The sequence below is a fragment of the Cupriavidus agavae genome (assembly GCF_004217045.1).
Lineage (GTDB): Bacteria > Pseudomonadota > Gammaproteobacteria > Burkholderiales > Burkholderiaceae > Cupriavidus > Cupriavidus agavae.
The window spans coordinates 81,927-102,760 of the sequence record NZ_SGXM01000001.1 but is presented as its reverse complement, the minus strand read 5'-3'; the positions used below and the strand labels follow the sequence as shown (position 1 = coordinate 102,760).

At 67.7% G+C, this 20,834-nt stretch carries 24 protein-coding genes; 16 read left to right on the top strand and 8 right to left on the bottom strand.

The features are described 5' to 3' along the window. Window positions 1-15: 15 nt before the first annotated feature. The 3 genes from EV147_RS00480 to mpl are packed head-to-tail and all read right to left on the bottom strand — an operon-like array spanning window position 16 to window position 2,675. Window positions 16-657: a chorismate--pyruvate lyase family protein gene (locus EV147_RS00480; RefSeq protein WP_130391138.1), complete on the bottom strand. Its 642-nt coding sequence runs from the start codon at window positions 655-657 to the stop codon at window positions 16-18. Window positions 658-674: 17 nt separating this feature from the next. Beyond that, on the bottom strand, window positions 675-1,274 hold the full coding sequence (locus EV147_RS00475) for a YqiA/YcfP family alpha/beta fold hydrolase (RefSeq protein ID WP_130389180.1): 600 nt from the start codon (window positions 1,272-1,274) through the stop codon (window positions 675-677). Between the two features lie 15 nt (window positions 1,275-1,289). Beyond that, the gene (gene mpl / locus EV147_RS00470; protein ID WP_130389179.1) at window positions 1,290-2,675 is read right to left on the bottom strand and encodes a UDP-N-acetylmuramate:L-alanyl-gamma-D-glutamyl-meso-diaminopimelate ligase; all 1,386 of its coding nucleotides are present in this window, start codon (window positions 2,673-2,675) and stop codon (window positions 1,290-1,292) included. A gap of 152 nt (window positions 2,676-2,827) precedes the next feature. Between mpl and EV147_RS00465 the strand changes: the two genes are divergently transcribed. Further along, entirely contained in the window at window positions 2,828-3,505 is a 678-nt protein-coding gene (locus EV147_RS00465; protein WP_130389178.1) for a UDP-N-acetylmuramate--alanine ligase, read from the top strand. A 54-nt stretch (window positions 3,506-3,559) separates the two neighbouring features. Then, window positions 3,560-4,108 carry a TlpA family protein disulfide reductase gene (locus tag EV147_RS00460; RefSeq protein WP_130389177.1) on the top strand — a complete coding sequence of 183 codons (549 nt, stop codon included), beginning with the start codon at window positions 3,560-3,562 and terminating at the stop codon, window positions 4,106-4,108. Window positions 4,109-4,127: 19 nt separating this feature from the next. Here the strand turns inward: EV147_RS00460 and EV147_RS26390 are convergent, their stop codons facing one another. Further along, window positions 4,128-4,256, bottom strand: a complete 129-nt coding sequence (locus EV147_RS26390) for a hypothetical protein (RefSeq protein WP_268907397.1) — start codon at window positions 4,254-4,256, stop codon at window positions 4,128-4,130. Between the two features lie 80 nt (window positions 4,257-4,336). Between EV147_RS26390 and aroQ the strand changes: the two genes are divergently transcribed. The 8 genes from aroQ (at window position 4,337) to EV147_RS00420 (ending at window position 11,734) form a co-directional block, all read left to right on the top strand. Beyond that, window positions 4,337-4,825 (top strand): type II 3-dehydroquinate dehydratase, encoded by a 489-nt coding sequence (aroQ, locus tag EV147_RS00455; protein ID WP_130389176.1) that lies wholly within the window; start codon window positions 4,337-4,339, stop codon window positions 4,823-4,825. 144 nt (window positions 4,826-4,969) lie between these two features. Continuing rightward, entirely contained in the window at window positions 4,970-5,428 is a 459-nt protein-coding gene (gene accB / locus EV147_RS00450; RefSeq protein WP_130389175.1) for an acetyl-CoA carboxylase biotin carboxyl carrier protein, read from the top strand. A gap of 121 nt (window positions 5,429-5,549) precedes the next feature. After that, the gene (gene accC, locus EV147_RS00445) at window positions 5,550-6,917 is read left to right on the top strand and encodes an acetyl-CoA carboxylase biotin carboxylase subunit (RefSeq protein WP_130389174.1); all 1,368 of its coding nucleotides are present in this window, start codon (window positions 5,550-5,552) and stop codon (window positions 6,915-6,917) included. A gap of 43 nt (window positions 6,918-6,960) precedes the next feature. Further along, window positions 6,961-7,887, top strand: a complete 927-nt coding sequence (gene prmA / locus EV147_RS00440) for a 50S ribosomal protein L11 methyltransferase (RefSeq protein WP_130389173.1) — start codon at window positions 6,961-6,963, stop codon at window positions 7,885-7,887. A 9-nt stretch (window positions 7,888-7,896) separates the two neighbouring features. Further along, entirely contained in the window at window positions 7,897-9,558 is a 1,662-nt protein-coding gene (locus EV147_RS00435; protein WP_130389172.1) for a DUF3426 domain-containing protein, read from the top strand. A gap of 79 nt (window positions 9,559-9,637) precedes the next feature. Next, window positions 9,638-10,138 (top strand): thiol peroxidase, encoded by a 501-nt coding sequence (tpx, locus tag EV147_RS00430; RefSeq protein WP_130389171.1) that lies wholly within the window; start codon window positions 9,638-9,640, stop codon window positions 10,136-10,138. 112 nt (window positions 10,139-10,250) lie between these two features. Continuing rightward, window positions 10,251-11,198 (top strand): carbohydrate kinase family protein, encoded by a 948-nt coding sequence (locus EV147_RS00425; RefSeq protein WP_130389170.1) that lies wholly within the window; start codon window positions 10,251-10,253, stop codon window positions 11,196-11,198. Window positions 11,199-11,266: 68 nt separating this feature from the next. Further along, a complete protein-coding gene (locus tag EV147_RS00420; RefSeq protein ID WP_130389169.1) occupies window positions 11,267-11,734 on the top strand; it encodes an outer membrane lipoprotein in 468 nt (155 codons plus the stop codon). Between the two features lie 237 nt (window positions 11,735-11,971). Here EV147_RS00420 and EV147_RS00415 read toward each other — a convergent pair whose 3' ends face one another. Beyond that, entirely contained in the window at window positions 11,972-12,604 is a 633-nt protein-coding gene (locus EV147_RS00415; RefSeq protein ID WP_130389168.1) for a histone H1-like DNA-binding protein, read from the bottom strand. A gap of 937 nt (window positions 12,605-13,541) precedes the next feature. Between EV147_RS00415 and EV147_RS25885 the strand changes: the two genes are divergently transcribed. From EV147_RS25885 to EV147_RS00400, 3 genes are all read left to right on the top strand, one after another. Beyond that, window positions 13,542-13,709, top strand: coding sequence for a hypothetical protein (locus tag EV147_RS25885; protein WP_157994656.1), 168 nt, complete (start codon window positions 13,542-13,544; stop codon window positions 13,707-13,709). A 347-nt stretch (window positions 13,710-14,056) separates the two neighbouring features. Further along, entirely contained in the window at window positions 14,057-14,527 is a 471-nt protein-coding gene (locus EV147_RS00405; RefSeq protein WP_130389167.1) for a DUF2147 domain-containing protein, read from the top strand. A gap of 170 nt (window positions 14,528-14,697) precedes the next feature. Next, window positions 14,698-15,678 (top strand): tripartite tricarboxylate transporter substrate binding protein, encoded by a 981-nt coding sequence (locus tag EV147_RS00400; protein WP_130389166.1) that lies wholly within the window; start codon window positions 14,698-14,700, stop codon window positions 15,676-15,678. 53 nt (window positions 15,679-15,731) lie between these two features. Here the strand turns inward: EV147_RS00400 and EV147_RS00395 are convergent, their stop codons facing one another. Further along, entirely contained in the window at window positions 15,732-16,619 is an 888-nt protein-coding gene (locus tag EV147_RS00395; protein ID WP_130389165.1) for a LysR family transcriptional regulator, read from the bottom strand. Window positions 16,620-16,749: 130 nt separating this feature from the next. Between EV147_RS00395 and EV147_RS00390 the strand changes: the two genes are divergently transcribed. Beyond that, window positions 16,750-17,148, top strand: coding sequence for a tautomerase family protein (locus EV147_RS00390; RefSeq protein WP_130389164.1), 399 nt, complete (start codon window positions 16,750-16,752; stop codon window positions 17,146-17,148). Between the two features lie 98 nt (window positions 17,149-17,246). On the opposite strand, the gene EV147_RS00385 is transcribed toward EV147_RS00390, so the two are convergent. Continuing rightward, window positions 17,247-17,699 (bottom strand): hypothetical protein, encoded by a 453-nt coding sequence (locus tag EV147_RS00385; RefSeq protein ID WP_235844570.1) that lies wholly within the window; start codon window positions 17,697-17,699, stop codon window positions 17,247-17,249. Window positions 17,700-17,952: 253 nt separating this feature from the next. Between EV147_RS00385 and EV147_RS00380 the strand changes: the two genes are divergently transcribed. Continuing rightward, window positions 17,953-18,552: a BPSL1445 family SYLF domain-containing lipoprotein gene (locus EV147_RS00380; protein WP_130389163.1), complete on the top strand. Its 600-nt coding sequence runs from the start codon at window positions 17,953-17,955 to the stop codon at window positions 18,550-18,552. A gap of 174 nt (window positions 18,553-18,726) precedes the next feature. Then, the gene (locus EV147_RS00375; protein WP_130389162.1) at window positions 18,727-19,662 is read left to right on the top strand and encodes a recombination-associated protein RdgC; all 936 of its coding nucleotides are present in this window, start codon (window positions 18,727-18,729) and stop codon (window positions 19,660-19,662) included. Window positions 19,663-19,688: 26 nt separating this feature from the next. On the opposite strand, the gene EV147_RS00370 is transcribed toward EV147_RS00375, so the two are convergent. Beyond that, window positions 19,689-20,651 (bottom strand): quinone oxidoreductase family protein, encoded by a 963-nt coding sequence (locus EV147_RS00370; RefSeq protein WP_130389161.1) that lies wholly within the window; start codon window positions 20,649-20,651, stop codon window positions 19,689-19,691. Window positions 20,652-20,834: the final 183 nt, after the last annotated feature.

Here is a 20,834-nt window from a genome sequence, read left to right as displayed (position 1 = left end):
GGGCGTTCATGACGTTCAGGGCCGCGCGTCCTGCCCCGGCAGCGCGCGGAATGTATCGATGCGGCGCGGCAGCCGCGTGCCGCCGGCGCCCGTGCTGGCCGGCGCGGGCCGCACCAGCAGGTCGGGCAGGAACACTTCGGTCACCAGCATGGCGCCGCCGCCCCGGCGGAACACCGAGCGCCGCGCCGGCAGCATCGGCACCGCCGCCATCGCGGGCAACACGCGCTGCAGCGCCTGGCGCAACGGGTGGTGCACGGACAGCCGCGCGAACTGGAACGGCTCGCGCCGCACGCGCGGATCGACGAACAGCGCCCCGCCCAGCGGCCGGTTGCCGAGCCCGCGCAGGAACGGCCAGTCCCGGCGCGCGCGGTACGCATCGACGATGGTGTGGGCGAAGACCGCCGGTACATCGTCACAGACCAGCAGCACCTCGCGCGTGATGGCCGGCACCGGCCGGACCAGGCCCAGCGCCTGCCACTCGTCCGCGAACGGTACCTGCGGCGCCTGCGCGAGGCGGGTCACGTGGAACCGGCGCGCCGAGGCCGACATCAGCCGCGCGGTCAGCGAACCCTCGCCCACGATCCAGCGCCGCTGGTTCACCGGAATCGCCGCGTCATAGGGTAGATGGGCATGCCAGGCCGCGCGCAGCCCCTGCAAGGCCGACAACTCCCCCGTCATGCGCGCTGGCGCCCGTCGGGGGTATAGCCGCAGAACGCCAGGACGTCGTCAACGTAATCGTCGAACTCCGAAATGCCATGGTCGCTGCCTTCGATCACACGGATGCGGGCGCCCGGGCAGGCTTCGACCATCTCCCGGTAGTCCAGCACCTCGTCGCCGGTGGCGGCCAGCAGGTAGTAGCGTTCGGGCCGGGTGATGGTGTCCACGCGCAGGTCGAGCAACTCCTGCAAATGCTCGCGCTTCACCGTCACCGAGCCGCCGCCGTGGTACAGCGGCTGCTCGCCGAGATACTTTTCGAGATCGGTCCACGGGTGGATCGCGGGATTCAGCAACACCGCGCGGCAGCCGTGCCGCTCGGCCAGCCAGCGCGCGTAGAAGCCGCCCAGCGACGACCCGACGATGGCGATCTCGTCCTCGCCGCCAGCGCGCGCCCCCCGGATCGCGGCCTCGGCCTGGGCAATCGCCTGCGAGGGCGACACATTCAGCACCGGGCAGGCGAAATACTTCTCCAGCCCCCACTCGCGCATGCGCGACTGGACGAGCCGGGACTTCATCGATTGCGGCGATGACCGGAATCCGTGCAGGTACAGCAGCATCTGGGCTCCCGGCGCTCAGGCCTTGGCGCCGGCGCCAATGGCGTCGAGCAGTTTCTGGTGCACGCCGCCAAACCCGCCGTTGCTCATCACCAGCACCTGGTCGCCGGGCCGCGCGGCGGCGCGCACGGCCTCGACCAGCTCCGGCAGGTCCTGGAAGGCGCGAGCCTTGTCGCCGAGCGGCGCGAGCGCCTCGCCAAGGTTCCAGCCCAGCGCGTCCTTGCCGGCCGGGGCGCCGTAGCCGAACACGAGGTCGGCGGCTTCGAGGCTGGCCGGCAACTGCGCGGCCATCACGCCGAGCTTCATCGTGTTGGAGCGCGGTTCGAGCACGGCCAGGATGCGGGCGTTGCCCACGCGGCGGCGCAGGCCGTCAAGGGTGGTCTGGATCGCCGTGGGGTGGTGCGCGAAATCGTCATAGACCGTCACGCCGTGGCTGACGCCGCGGATCTCCATGCGGCGCTTGACGTTGGCAAAGCGCCCCAGCGACTCGATTGCCTGCGGCGCCGGCACGCCCACATGGCGGGCGGCGGCGATGGCGGCAATCGCGTTCATGCGGTTGTGCGTCCCCTGCAGGTCCCAGACCACGGTCCCCACCAGTTCCTCGCGGAAGAACACGTCGAAGGCATCCTTGCCGTGGGGCGCGGGCGCCTTGGCGTCGCCCTCGCGCCAGTCGCCCAGGCCGAACTGCTCCACCTCGCTCCAGCAGCCGCGCTCCAGCACGCGCGCCAACGCCGGCTCCACGCCATTGACGACGACCCGGCCCTGGCCGGGCACGGTACGCACCAGGTGGTGGAACTGGGTCTCGATGGCGGCCAGATCGGGGAAGATGTCGGCGTGATCGAACTCAAGATTGTTCAGGATGGCCGTGCGGGGCCGGTAGTGCACGAACTTGCTGCGCTTGTCGAAGAACGCCGTGTCGTACTCGTCGGCCTCGATCACGAAGAAGTCCGACTCGGTCAGCCGGGCCGAGATGCCAAAGTTCTGCGGCACGCCGCCCACCAGGAAGCCCGGGTTGTAGCCCGCATCCTCCAGCACCCAGGCCAGCATCGACGTGGTGGTGGTCTTGCCGTGCGTGCCGGCCACCGCCAGCGTCCACCTGCCGTTCAGCACGTGCTCGCCAAGCCACTGCGGCCCCGACGTGTACGGCAGGTTGCGGTCGAGGATCGCCTCCATCAGCGGGTTGCCGCGCGACACCACATTCCCGATCACGAACAGGTCCGGCTCCAGCGCCAGTTGGGCGGGGTCGAAGCCTTCGATCAGGTCGATGCCCTGGGCTTCCAGTTGCGTGCTCATCGGCGGGTAGACATTGGCGTCGCAGCCGGTCACGCGGTGGCCCGCCTGACGGGCCAGCACGGCCAGGCCGCCCATGAACGTACCGCAGATGCCAAGGATGTGAATATGCATGAAAGCGTCGGGGAAAAGGCGTGGGTCCGCGGCGGCAGCGGCCACCGGGCGCAAAGAAGGCTCTGATTGTACCCGCATGCCTCCGGTTCCCAGCCCTGTGGCGGCACGCCGCATCCACAGCCGGGCGGCGCCCATGCGGGTATCATCGGGCCATGTCCCGACGTATGCCTTCCGACCCCACCCGCCTGCGCGAGGAAATCGCCCAGGCTGCCGCGCGCATGATCGCCGAAGACGGCGCCGACTACGCCACGGCCAAGCGCAAGGCCGCCCGCCAGGTGCTTGGCGATGCCCGCGTGGCCGGCGAGTGGCTGCCCGACAACGAGATGATCGAGGAGGAAGTACGCGCCTACCAGGCCCTCTTCCATGGCGAACACCAGCCCCGCATCCTGGCGCTGCTGCGCCGGCTGGCCATGCTGGCCATGGAGGACCTGGCGCCATTCCGCCCCTATCTGGCCGGCGCCGTGCTCAACGGCACCGCTACCGAGCACTCGGACGTCTATATCCAGTGCTTCTGCGACAGCCCCAAGGACGTGGCCCTGCATCTGCTCAACGCCTCGGTCGATTTCGACACCAGCGAATCGCGCCACTTCGCCGGCCGCGACGATGTGGAGACGCTGAGCTTCCTGTGGCGCGGCCAGTGGCCCAACCTGCGCGAGGCCCGGCTGCTGGCGGGCGAGGTGCGCGAAACGCTTGGCGCGCCGGTCGGCATCCATATTGCGCTCTACGACGCCGACGACGAACGCGGCGCCTTGCGGTCGGACGGCAGCGGCCGGCCCGCGCGGGCCGACCTGAAGGCCGTGCGGGCGCTGGTCGAGGCTGCCGCGCCCTGATCTGCCTCCTATCTATATAGAACTGTCCAGAAATCTCCGAATCCCTTGCCGAACATGACCGCCTCTTCCTCCGCTTCCGCCCGCCGCACGCCGCTGGCCGTCTGGATCGTCCTGGCCATCGTGGCAGCCGCCGCCGGCGCGCTGGCCGCGCATTTCGCCATGTCGCCCAAGGCGGCGTCGGACACCGCCGTCGAGAGCTTCTTCCAGACGAAACTGCCCGATCCGTCGGGCGCCGAGCTCGATCTGGCGACGCTGCGCGGCAAGACGCTGGTCGTCAACTTCTGGGCACCCTGGTGCGGCCCGTGCGTTGAGGAAATGCCGGAGTTGACGGCGCTGCATGGCGAGTACGCCGCACGCAATGTCGAATTTGTCGGCATTGGCATCGATTCAGCCGCCAATATCCAGGAATTCCTCAAGAAGGTGCCGGTCAAGTACCCGCTGGCCGTGGCAGGTTTCTCGGGGACCGAACTGGCCAAGCAGTTCGGCAATGCCCAGGGCGGCCTGCCCTACACCGTGGTGATTACCCCGGATGGCGCGGTCAAGTACCGCAAGATGGGCCGGGTCCATGCCGACGAGTTGCGCAAGGAATTGCCCGGCGCCTGAGTGCCTCGGCAGGCGCCAATCAGGCAACTTCGCCGATCTGCACCCGTATGCCGCTGATCTGCCAGTAAATGCCACCGAAGCTTCTGCCGAACGCATGTTTGTGGCGCAAAAGGCATCCGCCGGCGCGAAAATGCAGCCGGGCCGACATGCGCCTTGTATCCCACGCTAGACAAATCCCTCTAAGCTACGGTAATCTCCGCGCAATTTCGTTGAACTGGTCGAGCCGCAGTGTCCACTTCCCCCACCGTCAGCCGCGCTCCCCGCTACCGCAAGGTGCTGGTCCTCCATGGGCCGAACCTGAACCTGCTGGGTACGCGTGAGCCGCAGACCTACGGGCATGTGACACTGGCCGATATCGACGCGGCGCTGCGCAAGCGGGCCGACGACGCCGGCATCGGCCTGGACACGTTCCAGTCGAACCACGAAGGCGCGCTGGTGGATCGCATCCATGCCGCGCGGGGCGAAGGGGTGGACTTCATCGTCATCAACCCGGCTGCCTACACACATACCAGCGTGGCGCTGCGCGATGCGCTGGCCGGCGTGGCGATTCCGTTCGTCGAGGTGCACCTGTCGAATGTGCACCGCCGCGAGCCGTTCCGCCATCACTCGTATTTTTCCGACCAGGCCGTGGGCGTGATCTGCGGCCTGGGCTGGCAGGGATACCTGCTGGCGCTGGAGTACGCGCTGGCGCAGGAACAGGCAGCACCGGGCAGCTAGGTTCGCTCCCCTATATAGATAGATACCGAGACAACCGGGACCGCCGCGCGCCGCGGGGCGGTCCCACCAATGACTCAAACGAAGCCGGCCACCCCCGCTCCCGCAGCAGGGCCGCCGGGCAACCCGATTCTGGAGGATAAGAAGATGGACCTGCGCAAGCTGAAGACGCTGATCGACCTGGTGGCCGAATCCGGTATTTCGGAACTCGAAGTGACCGAGGGCGAGGGCAAGGTACGCATCGTCAAGCAACCCCCGCAGGTCGTGGCCGCCCCGATGGCCATGCCGCAGATGCAGGCCCTGCCGGCCGCTGCCGCCGCACCGGCCGCCGCTGCCGCCCCGGCTGCCGAAGCCGCTCCGGCCGCCCCGGCCGGCCACGTGGTGACGTCGCCGATGGTGGGCTCGTTCTACCGCGCCCCGTCGCCGGGTGCCGCCCCGTTCGTCAACGTGGGCGATACCGTCAAGGAAGGCCAGACCGTCTGCATCATCGAAGCCATGAAGCTGCTCAACGAGATCGAGTGCGACAAGGCCGGCGTGATCAAGGAAATCCTGGTCGAGAACGGCCAGGCCGTGGAATATGGCCAGCCGCTGTTCGTGATCGGCTGAAGACCGGCCCGAACCGGTTGGAGTGGACGGCCCGGTCCGGCATGGACGCGGCCGCCAGCGTTGGCCCGGAACGCCCTGAGTGGCGTGCGCGGGCCCGCCCCTGATCTCGCAGAGAGAGACCATGTTTGAAAAAATTCTGATCGCGAACCGTGGCGAAATCGCCCTTCGCATCCAGCGCGCCTGCCGCGAGCTGGGCATCAAGACCGTGGTGGTGTACTCGGAGGCCGACAAGGAAGCCAAGTACGTGAAGCTGGCCGACGAAGCCGTCTGTATCGGCCCGGCCCCCTCGCCGCTGTCGTACCTGAACATGCCGGCCATCATCTCGGCCGCCGAAGTCACCGACGCCCAGGCCATCCACCCGGGCTACGGCTTCCTGTCGGAGAACGCCGACTTTGCCGAGCGCGTGGAGAAATCGGGCTTCGTCTTCATCGGCCCGACCGCCGACAGCATCCGCCTGATGGGCGACAAGGTCTCGGCCAAGCAGGCCATGATCAAGTCCGGCGTGCCGTGCGTGCCGGGCTCGGAAGGCGCCCTGCCCGACGATCCCAAGGAAATCCTGGCCACCGCGCGCCGCGTTGGCTATCCCGTGATCATCAAGGCCGCCGGCGGCGGCGGTGGCCGCGGCATGCGCGTGGTGCACACCGAGGCCGCGCTGATCAACGCCGTCAACATGACGCGCGAAGAAGCCGGCCGCGCCTTTGGCAATCCCGAGGTCTACATGGAGAAGTTCCTCGAGAACCCGCGCCATGTGGAAATCCAGATCCTGGCCGACCAGCACAAGCAGGCCATCTGGCTGGGCGAGCGCGACTGCTCGATGCAGCGCCGCCACCAGAAGGTGATCGAGGAAGCGCCGGCGCCGCACATCCCGCGCCGCCTGATCGAGCGCATCGGCGACCGCTGCGCCGAAGCCTGCAAGAAGATCGGCTACCGGGGCGCCGGCACGTTCGAATTCCTGTACGAAAACAACGAGTTCTACTTCATCGAGATGAACACGCGCGTGCAGGTGGAGCACCCGGTCACCGAGATGATCACGGGCATCGACATCGTGCAGGAACAGATCCGCATCGCCTTTGGCGAGAAGCTGCGCTTCCGCCAGAAGGACGTGGAACTGCGCGGCCACGCGATCGAGTGCCGCATCAACGCCGAGGACCCGTTCAAGTTCACGCCGTCGCCGGGCCGCATCACCGCCTGGCACATGCCGGGCGGTCCCGGCGTGCGCGTGGATTCGCACGCGTATGATGGCTACTTCGTGCCGCCCAACTACGATTCGATGATCGGCAAGATCATCACGTACGGCGCCACGCGCGACCAGGCCATCGCCCGCATGCGCATTGCGCTGTCGGAGATGGTGGTGGACGGCATCCTGACCAACGTGCCGCTGCACCGCGAACTGATGCTGGACGCCAACTTCGTCGAAGGTGGCACCAGCATCCACTATCTTGAACATCGCCTGGCCCAGAAGGCCAACGCTTCGGGCGAAAAGCCCTGAAGCGTCGCCCGGCGGGTCAGCCGGGCAGTCAATGAGGAATCCCGTGGCTTTCCAGGAATGTGTGATCGAAATTGCGCAGGAGCAGGCTGAAGCCTGGTCCGACGCATTGTTCGACCTCGGCGCGCTGTCGGTGTCGGTAGAAGATGCCGATGCCGATACGCCCGACGAGCAACCGCTCTTCGGAGAGCCCGGGATGGAGCCGACGCGGCTCGCCTGGAACCGGTCGCGCGTGGTGGCGCTCTTCGACGAAGAGACCGATCCGGCGCTGGTGGTCACGGCGGCGGCGAACCAGCTTGGCGTTGATCCGGTGCCGGCGTTCGTGCTGCGCCCGGTGGAGGACCAGGACTGGGTGCGTCTGACCCAGTCTCAGTTCGAGCCGATGCGCATCGGCGAGAAGATCTGGGTCGTGCCGTCCTGGCACGACGCGCCAGACCCCGACGCCGTGATCCTGGAACTCGATCCGGGCCTGGCGTTCGGCACCGGCAGCCACCCCACCACGCGGCTGTGCATGCAGTGGCTGGAGCAGAACGTGCGCGCCGGCGAGACCGTGCTCGACTACGGCTGCGGCTCGGGCATCCTGGCCATCGTGGCGAAGAAGCTCGGCGCCGGCGAGACGGTCGGCATCGACATCGATCCGAACGCCGTGGAAGCCTCGCGCTACAACGCCGAGCGAAACCGCGTGGAAGCCAGCTTCGCGCTGCCGGAAGCGGTGTCCGAAGCCACCCATGACCTGGTGGTGGCCAACATCCTGTCCAACCCGCTCAAGCTGATGGCCGCGATGCTCAGTGCGCGCGTGCGTCCGGGCGGCCGGCTGATCCTGTCCGGCGTGCTCGAACGGCAGGCCGACGAAGTGGCCGCCGCCTACGCGCCGTGGCTCGCCATGTCGGTGTGGCGCAGCGAGGAAGGCTGGGTCTGCCTGCACGGCACGCGCCCGGCATCGGACGCCGCGTCCAAGCCCGCCCAATCCTGATCGTCCATCATGGCCGCTGCCAAGCTTGTTACGCGCTGCCCGGCCTGCCGCACCGCGTTCCGGCTTGTGGCGGACCAGCTGCGGCTGCGCCAGGGACTGGTCCGCTGCGGACAATGCGATACCGTCTTCGACGCCCGCGAACACCTGATCGAGGTGCCCGTGCGGGCGTCCGCCGAGACAGCGCCTGCGCCGGCTGCGGCATCGCCTGAAACACCCCCTGTCACGACAACGCCGCCGGCCGCGCCAGCCGTCACGCTGGCCGCTGCGCTCGCCCATGCCGAGCGGATGCAGGACAGCGCGCAGACCCGTGACCAGCAGGCGCCGTTCGACCCCGGCTACGACCCTGGCTACGAAGTCCCCGCGCTCGATTCGCCGACGACGATGATGTCGGAGCCGGAGCCGGAGCCCGAACCTGCCCTGCCGGCCGGACCCGCGCACTTCGCCGCCGCCAGGCCTGCCGCCGAAGACCGCCTCGACACCGATACGGACACCGACACGGACACCGACGACATCGCCGACGCGCCACCGGCACCGCTGGCCGAAACGTCGACATCGCCGGCAACACCGGAGCCGGAAGCAGCGCCGCCCCCGGCAGTGCCGTGGCCGACGCTCGACCATGCGGCGTTCGACGACCAACCGGCACCGGCGCCCGCACCGCACTCCTCGCTCGACCCCGCCGCGGCGTTCGCGCCGCCGGCACCGACGCACCAGCCTTCGGGCGCCTACAGCGCCCCGCTGGCATGGCCCGCGCTGAAGCCGACCGAGGCGCCGCCGGCGCCGCATGTCGACGCCGAGGCGCCGGCCACCGCCGGGGATGACGTCGAAGCCGAGGCACCGCGCGAGGCCGACCCGACCGACCTCCCGCCCGCGCCTCCATCGCTCCCGCAGGAGGAGCCGGTGCCAAGCGCCAGCGGCTTCCTGCGCGTGGCCGATCCGACCGACCCCGAGGCCGAAGCCTGGGCCGCGCAGGCCCGGGAAGTGATCGAACACGACCTCGGCGTGACGCCGCACGACGGTACGCCCGATGCCGTGGCCCGCGAGACCACCACGCGCCACTGGCTGCGCCAGGACGCGGCCGCCGCGCCCGCGCCGGGCGGCGCCCAGGGTCCGGTCTTCGCGCCCGATTTCCTGCGCCATGCACGCGGACGCGACGCGGCACGCACCCCAGGCCGGCCGGTGTCGCTGCCGGGCACCCGGCGCGGCCGCATGCGCGCGGCCGTGGTGCTGCTGGCGCTCGCCGCGCTGGTCCAGGCCACCTATCTGGCCCGCAGCCAGATCGCCGGCAGCATACCGGTGCTGCGGCCGGTACTGGAAGCCGCGTGCGCGCCCCTCGGCTGCCAGGTGCCGCCATGGCGCGACCTGGACGCGCTGCGCATCGAGACATCGCAACTGCAGAAGCAGGACGAAGGCACGGACGTCTACCAGCTCGCCGTCACGCTGCGCAACCAGGGTCGCGCCACCACGGCACTGCCGGCCATCGAGCTCGTGATGACCGACCTGCAGGACCAGTTGCTGCTGCGCCGCGTGCTGCAACCAGCCGAGTACCTCGACGCGGCCCAGCGCGGCTTTGCCACCACGGGCCTGCGCGCGGGCAGCGAGCTGCCGGTTCGGGTACGATTCCGGACGCAGCAGGCGGTAGCCAACTACCGCGTGCTGATCTTCTACCCCTGATTCCTTCGCCCCCCGCCACGCCGGCCGGCAATGTACCGGGCCGGCGGGCCGTATTCATCCATTGACAGGAGAGCGCACCATGAGCAACGTGACCCTCGGCGGCAACGCCATCGAAGTTGGCGGCAAGTTTCCCCAGGCTGGCGACAAGGCCCCGGCCTTCTCGCTGGTTGGCAAGGACCTCAAGGACGTGACGCTGGCCAGCTTTGCGGGCAAGCGCAAGGTCCTGAACATCGTGCCGAGCCTCGACACGCCCGTCTGCCAGGCATCGGCCCGCAAGTTCAACGAGGCCGCCAGCAGCCTGGACAACACCGTGGTGCTGACGGTCTCGGCCGATCTGCCGTTCGCCATGGGCCGCTTCTGCACCGCCGAGGGCCTGGCCAACGTGGTCACGCTCTCGACCATGCGCGGCGCCGAGTTCAAGAACGCCTACGGCGTGGATATCAAGTCGGGCCCGCTGGCCGGTGCCTGCGCGCGCGCCGTGGTGGTGCTCGACGAGAACGACACGGTCAAGTTCAGCGAACTGGTTGCCGAAATCAAGCAGGAACCGAACTACGACGCTGCGCTGGCCGCCCTGAAGTAAATCTATCTGTGCGGTAGCACACAATCGACTGTTACCCATCCGCCCGTCATGCACGGGCGGAGTTCTTTAACGTACTTGTTACGGCCCGGACACCGGGCCGCATGGAGATGAAATGTCCAGCCTGATCTGCGGCTCCGTTGCCTACGACACCATCATGACGTTCGATGGGCGCTTCCGCGAACACATTCTGCCGGATCAGATCCACATGCTGAACGTCTCGTTCCTGGTGCCGGGCATGCGCCGCGAGTACGGCGGCTGCGCCGGCAACATCGCGTTCACGCTGAAGATGCTCGGCGGCGAGCCCGTGGTGATGGCCACCGTGGGTCAGGACGCCGGCCCCTACCTGGACTACTTCAGCGGCCTCGGCATCGCCACCGATCACATCCGCACACTGCCCGAAACCTTCACGGCGCAGGCCATGATCACGACCGACCTGGACAACAACCAGATCACCGCCTTCCACCCCGGCGCGATGGGCCAGTCCGCGCTCAACAATGTGCAGGATGCCGTGGCGGCAGGCCAGCGCCCGGCACTGGGCATCGTGGCGCCGGACAGCCGCGAGGGCATGCTGCACCACGCGCGCCAGTTCGCCGAGGCCGGTATCCCGTTCATCTTTGATCTGGGACAGGCCATGCCGCTGTTCAACGGCGAGGACCTGCGGCAGTTCATTGAACTCGCCAGTTACGTGACGGTCAATGACTACGAAGCGCAGGTCATGCTGTCGCGCACGGCGTGGACCAGTGCCGATATCGCCGCCAAGGTGCGCGCGTTCATCGTGACGCACGGCGAGCGCGGCGCGACGATCTTCGCCGACGGCCAGCAGTACGCGATTCCGGCCGTCCAGCCCGAAGCGGTGGTCGATCCCACCGGCTGCGGCGACGCCTTCCGCGGCGGCCTGCTCTACGGCATCGAGAACGGCCTGGACTGGGAAACCACCGGCCGCCTCGCGTCGCTGATGGGCGCCCTCAAGATCGCCCGGCAAGGGCCCCAGAACCACTGGATTTCGCGTGAAGAGATCGGCAGCCGCTTCGAGGCGGCATTCGGTTATCGATACGCGTAAGATGGAAACGGTGCACCGCGCGCACCGCACCTGAAAACGTACGGCGCGGCATTCAGACGGGAGTTGCCATGAATCAGATGCTTCGAATCGGCAGTGTGGCGGTGCTGGCAACGGCGGCCCTGGCCAGCGGCTGCGCCAACTACTCGAACTCCGGCAGCGTCTACTCGCCGGGCCAGGCCCAGCGCGAGCAGGTGGTGCGCTACGGCGTGGTGCAGGGGGTGCGCGAAGTGATGATCCAGGGTGGCTCCACGGGCGCCGGCACCATTGCCGGCGGTGCGATCGGCGGCGTGGCCGCGGGCAGCACCATCGGCAGCGGCGGCGGTTCGGTCGCGGCCGGCCTGCTGGGCGCCGTGCTCGGCGGCCTGGCCGGCAGCGCGGCCGAGAACCGCATCACCCAGCGGCGCGGACTCGAAATCACGGTCCAGCTGGAGGACGGCGACGTGCGCGCCATCACGCAGGAGGCCGACGAGATGTTCCGCCCCGGCGATCGCGTCCGGCTGCTCTCCTCGGGCGGTGTGACGCGCGTCACGCACTGACCCTGCCGCCGGCGTCAGCCGGCAACATGACATCGCTGCAATGAACGCCGCGTGCCTCCGGGCCGCGGCGTTTTGCATTGGCGCGCGCCCATGAAAAAACCCGCCGGGCACGGATGCCATCGGCGGGTCGGCAAGACCTGCTGTCTTGCGGACCGGATACCACGTATCCGGTCAGTGCGGCACGCGATGCGTGCCCAGGCGATTCCCAGTGGTGACCGCTCGCACGAGGCGAAGCGATTACGGACGGTTGCCCGTCGGGAACGGCCAGGCCGCTGCCGGGTTCAGCGCGGTCTTTGCAGCAGCAGCGGGAGCCACGGCCGGAGCGGCAGCAGGCTTGGCAGCCTTGCGGGCAGCCGGCTTCTTCGCAGCGGTGGCCTTCTTGGCCGGTGCGGCAGCCTTCTTCGCAGGCGCAGCAGCCTTCTTGGCAGCAGGCTTCTTGGCAGCGGCGGCCTTCTTGGCCGGTGCAGCCTTCTTGGCGGCCGGCTTCTTGGCGGCAACAGCCTTCTTGGCCGGTGCGGCCTTCTTGGCGGCTACCTTCTTGACGGCTGCCTTCTTGGCCGGTGCGGCCTTCTTGGCGGCAACCTTCTTCACTGCGGCCTTCTTGGCCGGTGCTGCCTTCTTGGCGGCAACCTTCTTGGTTGCAACCTTCTTGGCGGCGACCTTCTTCACTGCGGCCTTCTTGGCCGGTGCTGCCTTCTTGGCGGCCGGCTTCTTGGCTGCTACCTTCTTGGCGGCGACCTTCTTGGTGGCTGCCTTCTTGGCGGCCGGCGCTGCCTTCTTGGCGGCGACCTTCTTCACGGCGGCGGCCTTCTTGGCGGCCGGCTTGGCGGCTTTCTTAGCCGCCGGCTTTTTCTTTGCAGCAGTTGCCATGGATAACTCCTTCACTAGCGTGAAATATCGAATGACCTAAATGGACGACCCGACCGACCCGAGACGCGCACGTCGCGCACCCCAATCGAGCGAGCGATTCATCGGCGCACGACACATCTCTGACCGCACGCTAATGAATTCGGTGGCAGGGAAACCCCCGCGCGCTTCGGCGCGCGGTGCGGGTCGTACACGGCGGCACGGGATTCGCGCGCTGGCGGCAGAGCCAGCGTACAGGCGGATCCCCGGGGCAGGCCGTGCCCTGGAATATTCGACTGGCCCGCGCCGTCCGTCGTGGCGGCGCGCAACCAGAAAAGAGGAGATATCGGTCAGCAGGCCTGCGGCACGGGCTTGGCCTCGCGCACCGCAGACGGCAATCATCAGGGGGTAGCTCGCCCATCCCGTCATCGGGCTACAGCACACTGCACGCGTTGTTGAAAACCGGATCGGCTCGGTCTGCGTCAAAGTTCTGGTGCTCCTCGGCTACCCGCGTTCACCTGCATCGAAGCATCGCTTCATCGTTGCTTCTGCTTGCTTGTTGTGACACCACACGTCGATGCAATGAAGTGAGACTCTTGTCAAGGCGAATCATAATTCGTTTGCTCGATGATGTTAAGAAAAAAGTGCAAAAAAACTTGCGCGCAAGATCGAATCGATCTACTTCGCGCACGCACTGCGATCTCAACACCTTCGACACACTCATCGATCTCGACTTCCACACCGTCGATGAAGTTCCATCGACGTGTGTTCGCATGATGCGGCCGCGCGTTGCCGGACCGCTTCGCGCAACCGCTGCGCATTGCGTTCGCGCACGGTATGACACAACCGTCGCGACCATCGCCACACCTCCGCCGACACACTTGCGCGACACCGGCCACCGGCTGGAGATCCGCATGAACATTGGCTTTCGGGATCGCGCGCGTGTGCGACGCCGCGCGCCATGATGACGCCGCGCAGCGTGACGGCGCGCGTCGCATGGCATCGCGCGCGGCACCATCGCGGCATCGGCTCGCGCGTGAAATCGATCGTGCGTTCGCACGCCGCGTCGGTGCGATGCGACAGCGCGCGCGCATCGTCCGGACAGTTGCGCGAGTACGACGAAGAGTGATGCGTCAGCGCAACGGTTTGTTGCCGCGGCCATGATCGCGTTGGCGTTTCGACATCGAACGGACGTGCGTCGACGCTGTGACGACACGAATCGGACAACGCAACACAACGCATCGCACGCGCTCCCGCGCATCGGACCGGTGTCATCGCGCACCGCTCACCGCCTGTCGCACGATGTCTGACGCAGCAGCGGCTGAACAGTGCGCTAGCATCCGGGTTCCTACCGATGCGTGGTGCGTTGGCGCAACGCCGGCGGGTCGCTAGAGTATTGCCTCGGGCGCTGTTGCCCGCCCGCAACCGCGCAACCTGCGACACTGCATCACCGAAACTCAGAAACGGAGAACCCTCATGCGCCTGACCGACCTCCGCGCCCTGCTGCGCGCCACCGTCCTGGCCACCACCTTCGTCGGCACGCTGGCTGCCAGCGCGATGGCCGCCGCCCAGGCCACGCCCGCCGGCACGTGGCACACCATCGACGACACCACCGGCAAGCCGCGCGGCGTGATCGAGATCACGGAACAGGACGGCGTGTACAGCGGCAAGATCGTGAAGAGCCTGGTGCCGACCGAAGGAAAGCCTTCGACTTGTGACAAGTGCACCGATTCGCGCAAGGATCAGCCCGTGATCGGCATGACCATCCTGACCGGCCTGCGCAAGACGGCCGACAACGAGTGGACCGGCGGTGAAATCCTGGACCCCGAGACCGGCAAGCTTTACAAGTGCAAGATGTCGCTGGCCGACGACGGCAAGACGCTCAAGGTGCGCGGCTTCATCGGCATCAGCCTGATTGGCCGGACGCAGAGCTGGATCCGGCAGTGATCCGTGCGGCGATGCCCGGGCATTCGCCGCCTCCCGGGGCAGCGCACCGCGCTGCTCCCGCCCTCCCCGCCCTCCCCGCCCTCCCCGCCCTCCCCGCCTCTACAGCCAACTGACAGCTTGCTTCGGTAGCATGGGTCTTGCAGCACCCATAAAACACTCCGGAGACAAGCATGACCCGTTCCTTCCGCAGCCCCGTCCGGGGCCTGGCGCTCGCCGCCGCCGCCCTGTTCACGTCTGCCGCCCCGCTCGCCCATGCGGCCGATGCGTGGCCCAATCACGTCATCAAGTTCGTCGTGCCGTTCACGGCGGGCGGCGCCAACGATCTCGTGGCGCGTGCCGGCGCCGAGGCCGTCAGCAAGCGCATTGGCCAGCCGGTGGTGATCGAGAACCGGCCCGGCGCGGGCGGCGTGGTGGGCGCCGACTACGTGGCCAAGAGCAAGCCCGATGGCTACACCTTCCTGGTGGGCGCGGTGGGCACCGTGACCAACAGCCTGATCCGTCCGAAGATGCCGTACCAGCCCGATGACCTCGTGCCGGTGGGATTGATCGCCGTCAGTCCGTCGGTGATCGTCGCGTCGCCGTCGCTGCCGGTGAACAATGTGGCCGAACTCGTGGCTTACTCGAAGAAACAGGGTGGCGTGCCGTTTGCCACGGCCGGCAGCGGCAGCACGCCCCACTTCGTCGAGGAGATGCTCAAGGAGAAAGGCGCCGACCTGAACGTGGTGCCGTACAAGAGTGGCTCGGAAAGCATCACGGCGGTGATCGGCGGCCAGGTGGCGGCAACATCCGAGGCGTCGATCGTGGTCCTGCCGCAGATCAAGGCGGGCAAGCTCAAGGCGCTGGGCGCGACGTGGGACAAGCACATGCCCGCAGCTCCCAACATCCCGACCACGGCCGAGCAGGGGCTGGCCGACGTGCGCATCGGCCACTGGGCCGGCATCTTCGCGCCCAAGGGCACCGACCCGGCCATCGTCAAGCGGCTCAACGCCGAGCTGACGGCGGGCATGCAGAACGCCGAGATCCGCGAGCGGCTGATCCAGAACGGTATCGAGCCGGCCGGCGGTTCGGTGGAGAGCTTCGTGGCGTTCATCCGGACCGAGCGCGATCGACTCGGGCGCATCGCGAAGAACGCCCACATGACTGCCGAATAGGATTTATCCGATGGGCGGCGCCGGTATCCATATAGATACTTCGCCGGGCGGAGTCAGAAACGCTCCGCCAGTGCCTGGCGCGCCTGCCCGATGAACTCGCTCTCCCCGCGCCGGGGACCGAGCAGGTAGAACTCCGCCGCCGGCAGCGCCGGCAGCTTCCAGCGGGCGGCGGTGGCGCCATCGAGCGCCTGCGCGCCGGGGCTGATCGCCGAAGCATTCAGGCAGGACACGCCCAGCCCGGCCTCCAGCGCCAGGTTGAGTCCGGGCACGCCCGAAGCCGAATGGGCAATCTCGAACGCGCGCTTGCGGCGCGTCAGCAACTGCACCACGAACTGATGCATCGAGCAGGTCTCGGGCAGCAGCACCAGCGGCAGTGTCTCGGCCGGGAACATCGCCACGTCCGGCGCCGCTACCCACGACAACGTCTCCCGCCGCAAGACCACTGCACCGCGTCCGCCGGCTTTCGCCGGCGCCGCGCCGCGCGTGGGCACCAGCCGCATGCTCAGGCCGATGTCGAAGGTGTCCCGCTCGGCCTCCGCCTCGATGGCCGCGCTCTTCATCACCGTGACGTGCAGCTTCAGTTGCGTGTAGCGATCACGCAGGTGGCGCAGGATCATGGCGATTTCCTGCGGGCGGAAGTAGTCGGTCACGGCCAGCCGGAGCTCGCCGTCGAGCGTCTGGTCGCGCAGATCGGCCAAGGCCATCTCGTTGAGCGAAAGAATGCTCCGCGCGTATTCGATCAGCCGCACGCCGGAGGCGGTGGGCGCCACGCCTTTCTTGCCACGCGTAAGCAGCGTCACGCCGGCGCGTTCCTCCAGCTTGCGCAGCTGGTCGCTGACCGACGACGGCGACAGGAACAGCTTCGGCGCGGCCGCCGACAGGCTGCCGCTCTCGACCACAGTCACGAAGGTCCGCAGTTGCTCGGCATCAAAGAAGCGCATGATTCCATCTTTCGGTTTATCCGATGGATAGCATCGTATCTTTCCGCTTTTCCGAAAGCAAGACGCGCACTACGATGACGTCATCGCAACACGTAGCAGATCGTCCATTCACCCGATAAAGGAGCCCGTCATGCCTCACGTTTCCCTGCAGATTTCCGGCCAGCCCGATTCCGAACTGATGCACCGCGCCGTGGCGGTGGTGGGCGAGCTGACCCAGCGCGTGTTGCGCAAGGATGCCCCGGTGATTGTCACCACGGTCAGCTTTCTGCCGCGCGACCAATGGTTCATCGGTGGCACGCCGCTGTCGGCGCACGCCAGCGGTCGCAACGCCTTCCAGCTCGATATCAGCGTGACGGACGAAACCAACACCAAGGCCGAGAAGGCCGAGTACCTGAAGCAGGCGTTCGAGGCGCTGTCTGCGCTGATCGACGACGTGAACCCGGTCTCGTACATCCACGTGATCGACGCCCGCGCCGCTGCCTACGGCTACGGCGGCAAGACGCAGGAATTCCGGCACCAGCACGGCTGACCGCACGGCCGCGCACTATATATATAGGCGCACAAGAAAAACGGCGCCCCATGGGGGGCGCCGCATCGTAGTTTCTCCAGGTTCCTGAAGGCCGGCAATCAGCGCTGGCCGGCCTTGTAGCGCTCCACCTCGACGTAACGTGTCAGGTAGGTGCGGGCCTTCTCGCGGGTATCGGTCGTCACGCGGTCGGCGGCCTGGCGGGCGCTGTTCTGGCCGTGGCTCGAACTCATCTGTGCCGAGAGATAGGACTGGAAGGCGTCGTGCATGACCTTGAGCTGGTCCTTGCACGCGTCGATGGCACCGGCCGCCACGTCGCGCGACGTGCCCTTGCCCTTGGCGCCGGAGTCGGCCTTGTCCTGTACGCACTCCATGTACTTGGCGCGCTCGGCCTGCCATCCCGAATTGAGTTGCGCCACTTCCTGCTTCGCCTCGGAGGATTCGACCGAAGGGGCCGACGAGCACGCGGCCAGGAACAGCGCGGCGAGCGGCATCGCGGCCGCACCCAGGCGCACACGCCACGGCGCTCGCTGCGCCGCATCAATCGCATCCATGCCGGGTTGGAGAGGGACACGGCCGGTAGGGCGTGCCGCGCTTGCGGTGGGGGCAAATGTCTTGTGCATGAATCAAAGACCTGCCGTAAATCATGCGGTTCCGAAATTAGTTCCCTGCATTTGCAAGAAAGTATGACCATGTCATGTCAGAGTCTCTCCGGCTCCGTGTCAGACAAAATCGCATTTGCGGAAGTGCCTTGCCCGCCTATGCTGTAGAGGCGGTTGCAACACACGAACTCCCCTGGAGGAAATAATGAAACGTCGAACCTTCCTGTCCGCCGGCAGCGCTGGTCTTGTCGGCCTTACCGGTCTTTCCCTCGGTGCGCTCTCGCTCACGGGTTGCAGCGTCACCGGCCCCAAGAGCGGCGAAGATGCCGCGTCCAAGCGCCGCGAAATCGATACCGGGGCCAGCGATACGCTGAACCGCCTGTATTCCACGGCCAATGGCGCGCGCGATCTTGGCGCCAAGGCCAAGGGCATCCTGATCTTCCCGAAGCTGCTGTCCGCGGGCTTCATCGTCGGCGGCGAGTATGGCGACGGCGTGCTGCGCTCGGGCGGCGCCAACCGTGGCTACTACCGCGCCATCTCGGGCTCGGTGGGCTGGCAGATCGGCGCCCAGTCGAAGGCCTTCGTGCTGATGTTCATGACGCAGGAAGCCTACGACAAGTTTGTCCGCAGCAGCGGCTGGCAAGTGGGTGCCGACGCCACGGTGGCCCTGGCCACGATCGGCGCCAATGGCCAGATCGACACCAACACGGCCCAGCAGCCGATCATCGGCTTTGCGATGACCAACGCTGGCCTGATGGCTGGCCTGAGCCTGGAAGGCACCAAGATCTCGAAGCTCGACATCTGACGGCCCGGCCGGCGGCGCCGCAGCCGCCGGCCCTCCGCTGCGCCCGTTGCCCGGAACCTGCGTTCCGCGTGACGGGCGTTTTTTCTAGCCCGTCATGTGTCGTACCCGCCCGCGGCAACCCGTTAGAATTCGTCCCTTGCCAATTTTCCTACCGTACGCGAGGCCGAATTCCCTATGTGGTTCAAGAATCTCCAGATCCATCGTTTCTCCGCCCCGTGGACGCTGACCGTCGAAGACGTGGAAGCCGCGCTCGGCAAACACGCGTTCTACCCGGGCACCAGCTTGGAAATGCAGACCCAGGGCTGGGCGTCGCCGCGCGACAACGGTCAGCTCGTGCATTGCGTGAACCGCCAGATGCTGCTGGTGCTGCGCACCGAGAAGAAGCTGCTGCCGGCCACCGTGGTCAACCAGGTCACCAAGGCGCGCGCCGCCGAGCTCGAGGAGCAGCAGGGCTTCAAGCCGGGCCGCAAGCAGCTCAAGGAACTCAAGGAACAGATCACCGAGGAACTGCTGCCGCGCGCCTTCAGCATCCGCCGCGACACGCGCGTCTGGATCGACCCCGCCAACGGCTGGCTCGCCATCGACGCGGCCGGCACGGCCAAGGCCGATGAGGTGCGCGGCATGCTGTTCAAGGCCATCGATCCGCTGCCCGTGGTGGGGCTGCAGGTCAACCTGTCGCCGGTGGCGGCCATGACCGAGTGGCTGGCCACCGAGACCGCGCCGGCCGGCTTCACGGTAGACCAGGAAATCGAGCTGCAATCGAGCAGCGAGAGCAAGGCGACCGTTCGCTATGTACGCCATCCGCTCGATCCCGAGGACCTGCGCCGCCACATCGCGGCCGGCAAGCGCTGCACGCGGCTGGCGATGACATGGAACGACCGCGTGTCGTTCGTGCTGACTGACGCGCTGGCGGTCAAGCGCGTGAACCCGCTCGACGTGATCAAGGAGCAGGCCGACGCCACGCTCCACGACGAGGAAGAGCGTTTCGACGCCGATTTCGCGCTGATGGCCGGCGAACTGGCCGGCATGCTGGCCGACCTGACCGACGCGCTCGGCGGCGAGCGCAAGGCTGGCGGCGAGGCGCCGGTGGAACAGCGCAAGGCGGCCTGAGCGGGCGGCGTGCCCGGCCCTGGGCGTCAGTCCAGCGTCAGCACGACGCGTCGCGCGGGGTCGCGGGCCGCCCGCCAGGCGGCCTCCACCGCCGCCATCGGCATGGTGTCCACGTTCATCCGCAGGTCGCCCAGGCGCATGTAGGCCAGGATTTCCTCCACCAGCAGCCTGACGTCCTCGATGCCCGGAGCATTGGCCGGGCCGGCGCCCATCAGCACCACGCGCGAGTCGCGCAATGCCGTGGGCGCGATCACCACGCTGCCCGCGCACCGCTCCGCCATCGACACCACGCGCACGCCCCGGTACTCGGAACCCGCCGACGGGCCGTGCGGCTCGACCATCGCCGACAGCAGCAGTTCGAGCGTTTCTCCCCAGACATAGTCGAGCACCACGTCGATGCCATCCACGGCATGCGATGCGAACGCGTACTGGAGCATGCTCGGCGCCTGCCCCAGATCAATCACCGCGTCGGCGCCGGTCAGGCCCATCAGGTCGACGCGATGCCCGGCCACGAGCACCCTGCCCGCCCCCTGCAGCCGCGCGGCCTGCACCGCCAGCCGGCCCATGACGCCCGATGCGCCGAGTACCAGCACGGTCTCGCCGGGCTCCAGATCGGCCCGCATCGCCAGCGGCAGCCACGCGCGCAGCGCCGGTCCGACCAGCGCCGCGGCCATCGCCATGTCCACGCCGTCGGGAATCGGCACGATCCAGTCGGCCGGCGCGTACTCGGCCATCGCCCCATACGGGCTGCGGCGGGTCTGGAAGTACACCGGCCGCCCCGTGGCCACATAGCCGGTGCCGTCGCGCCCGCACAGGTGCGGCAACTCCATCGGCATGCTCGGATGATGCCCCCGGGCGATCTTCAGATCCGCCGGCCGGATCGCAGCGGCGCGCACCCGGACCAGGATTTCGTGGTCGCGCGCCACCGGGTCGCGGAACGTGGTGAAGCGCGGCACCTCGCCGAGGTGCTGCAGGACTACGGCTTGCATCGTGACGACCTCCTTGTCGATATCGGAAGGCCATCGTAGGGAGCCGGGATGCGGAATGGTGTGAGCCGATTCTGAAAGCGGGGGCGGCGTCGACGACGATCAAGAGGCCGACTTCCGGTCTGTAAAGCCTCCTTTACATCTGCCGTCGGCTTGCGCTATGCTGTAAAGCATCCTTTACATGCT

Coding starts and splice junctions, on each gene's coding strand:
- EV147_RS00475 (WP_130389180.1), bottom strand. CDS start 1,274: ATGCTGCTGTACCTGCACGGATTCCGGTCATCGCCGCAATCGATGAAG.
- EV147_RS00435 (WP_130389172.1), top strand. CDS start 7,897: ATGGCCGCTGCCAAGCTTGTTACGCGCTGCCCGGCCTGCCGCACCGCG.
- EV147_RS00375 (WP_130389162.1), top strand. CDS start 18,727: ATGTGGTTCAAGAATCTCCAGATCCATCGTTTCTCCGCCCCGTGGACG.
- EV147_RS00425 (WP_130389170.1), top strand. CDS start 10,251: ATGTCCAGCCTGATCTGCGGCTCCGTTGCCTACGACACCATCATGACG.
- accC (WP_130389174.1), top strand. CDS start 5,550: ATGTTTGAAAAAATTCTGATCGCGAACCGTGGCGAAATCGCCCTTCGC.
- EV147_RS00380 (WP_130389163.1), top strand. CDS start 17,953: ATGAAACGTCGAACCTTCCTGTCCGCCGGCAGCGCTGGTCTTGTCGGC.
- EV147_RS25885 (WP_157994656.1), top strand. CDS start 13,542: ATGATGACGCCGCGCAGCGTGACGGCGCGCGTCGCATGGCATCGCGCG.
- accB (WP_130389175.1), top strand. CDS start 4,970: ATGGACCTGCGCAAGCTGAAGACGCTGATCGACCTGGTGGCCGAATCC.
- EV147_RS00405 (WP_130389167.1), top strand. CDS start 14,057: ATGCGCCTGACCGACCTCCGCGCCCTGCTGCGCGCCACCGTCCTGGCC.
- tpx (WP_130389171.1), top strand. CDS start 9,638: ATGAGCAACGTGACCCTCGGCGGCAACGCCATCGAAGTTGGCGGCAAG.
- EV147_RS26390 (WP_268907397.1), bottom strand. CDS start 4,256: ATGTCGGCCCGGCTGCATTTTCGCGCCGGCGGATGCCTTTTGCGCCAC.
- EV147_RS00395 (WP_130389165.1), bottom strand. CDS start 16,619: ATGCGCTTCTTTGATGCCGAGCAACTGCGGACCTTCGTGACTGTGGTC.
- EV147_RS00415 (WP_130389168.1), bottom strand. CDS start 12,604: ATGGCAACTGCTGCAAAGAAAAAGCCGGCGGCTAAGAAAGCCGCCAAG.
- mpl (WP_130389179.1), bottom strand. CDS start 2,675: ATGCATATTCACATCCTTGGCATCTGCGGTACGTTCATGGGCGGCCTG.
- EV147_RS00420 (WP_130389169.1), top strand. CDS start 11,267: ATGAATCAGATGCTTCGAATCGGCAGTGTGGCGGTGCTGGCAACGGCG.
- EV147_RS00460 (WP_130389177.1), top strand. CDS start 3,560: ATGACCGCCTCTTCCTCCGCTTCCGCCCGCCGCACGCCGCTGGCCGTC.
- EV147_RS00370 (WP_130389161.1), bottom strand. CDS start 20,651: ATGCAAGCCGTAGTCCTGCAGCACCTCGGCGAGGTGCCGCGCTTCACC.
- EV147_RS00385 (WP_235844570.1), bottom strand. CDS start 17,699: ATGGATGCGATTGATGCGGCGCAGCGAGCGCCGTGGCGTGTGCGCCTG.
- EV147_RS00390 (WP_130389164.1), top strand. CDS start 16,750: ATGCCTCACGTTTCCCTGCAGATTTCCGGCCAGCCCGATTCCGAACTG.
- EV147_RS00465 (WP_130389178.1), top strand. CDS start 2,828: ATGTCCCGACGTATGCCTTCCGACCCCACCCGCCTGCGCGAGGAAATC.
- EV147_RS00400 (WP_130389166.1), top strand. CDS start 14,698: ATGACCCGTTCCTTCCGCAGCCCCGTCCGGGGCCTGGCGCTCGCCGCC.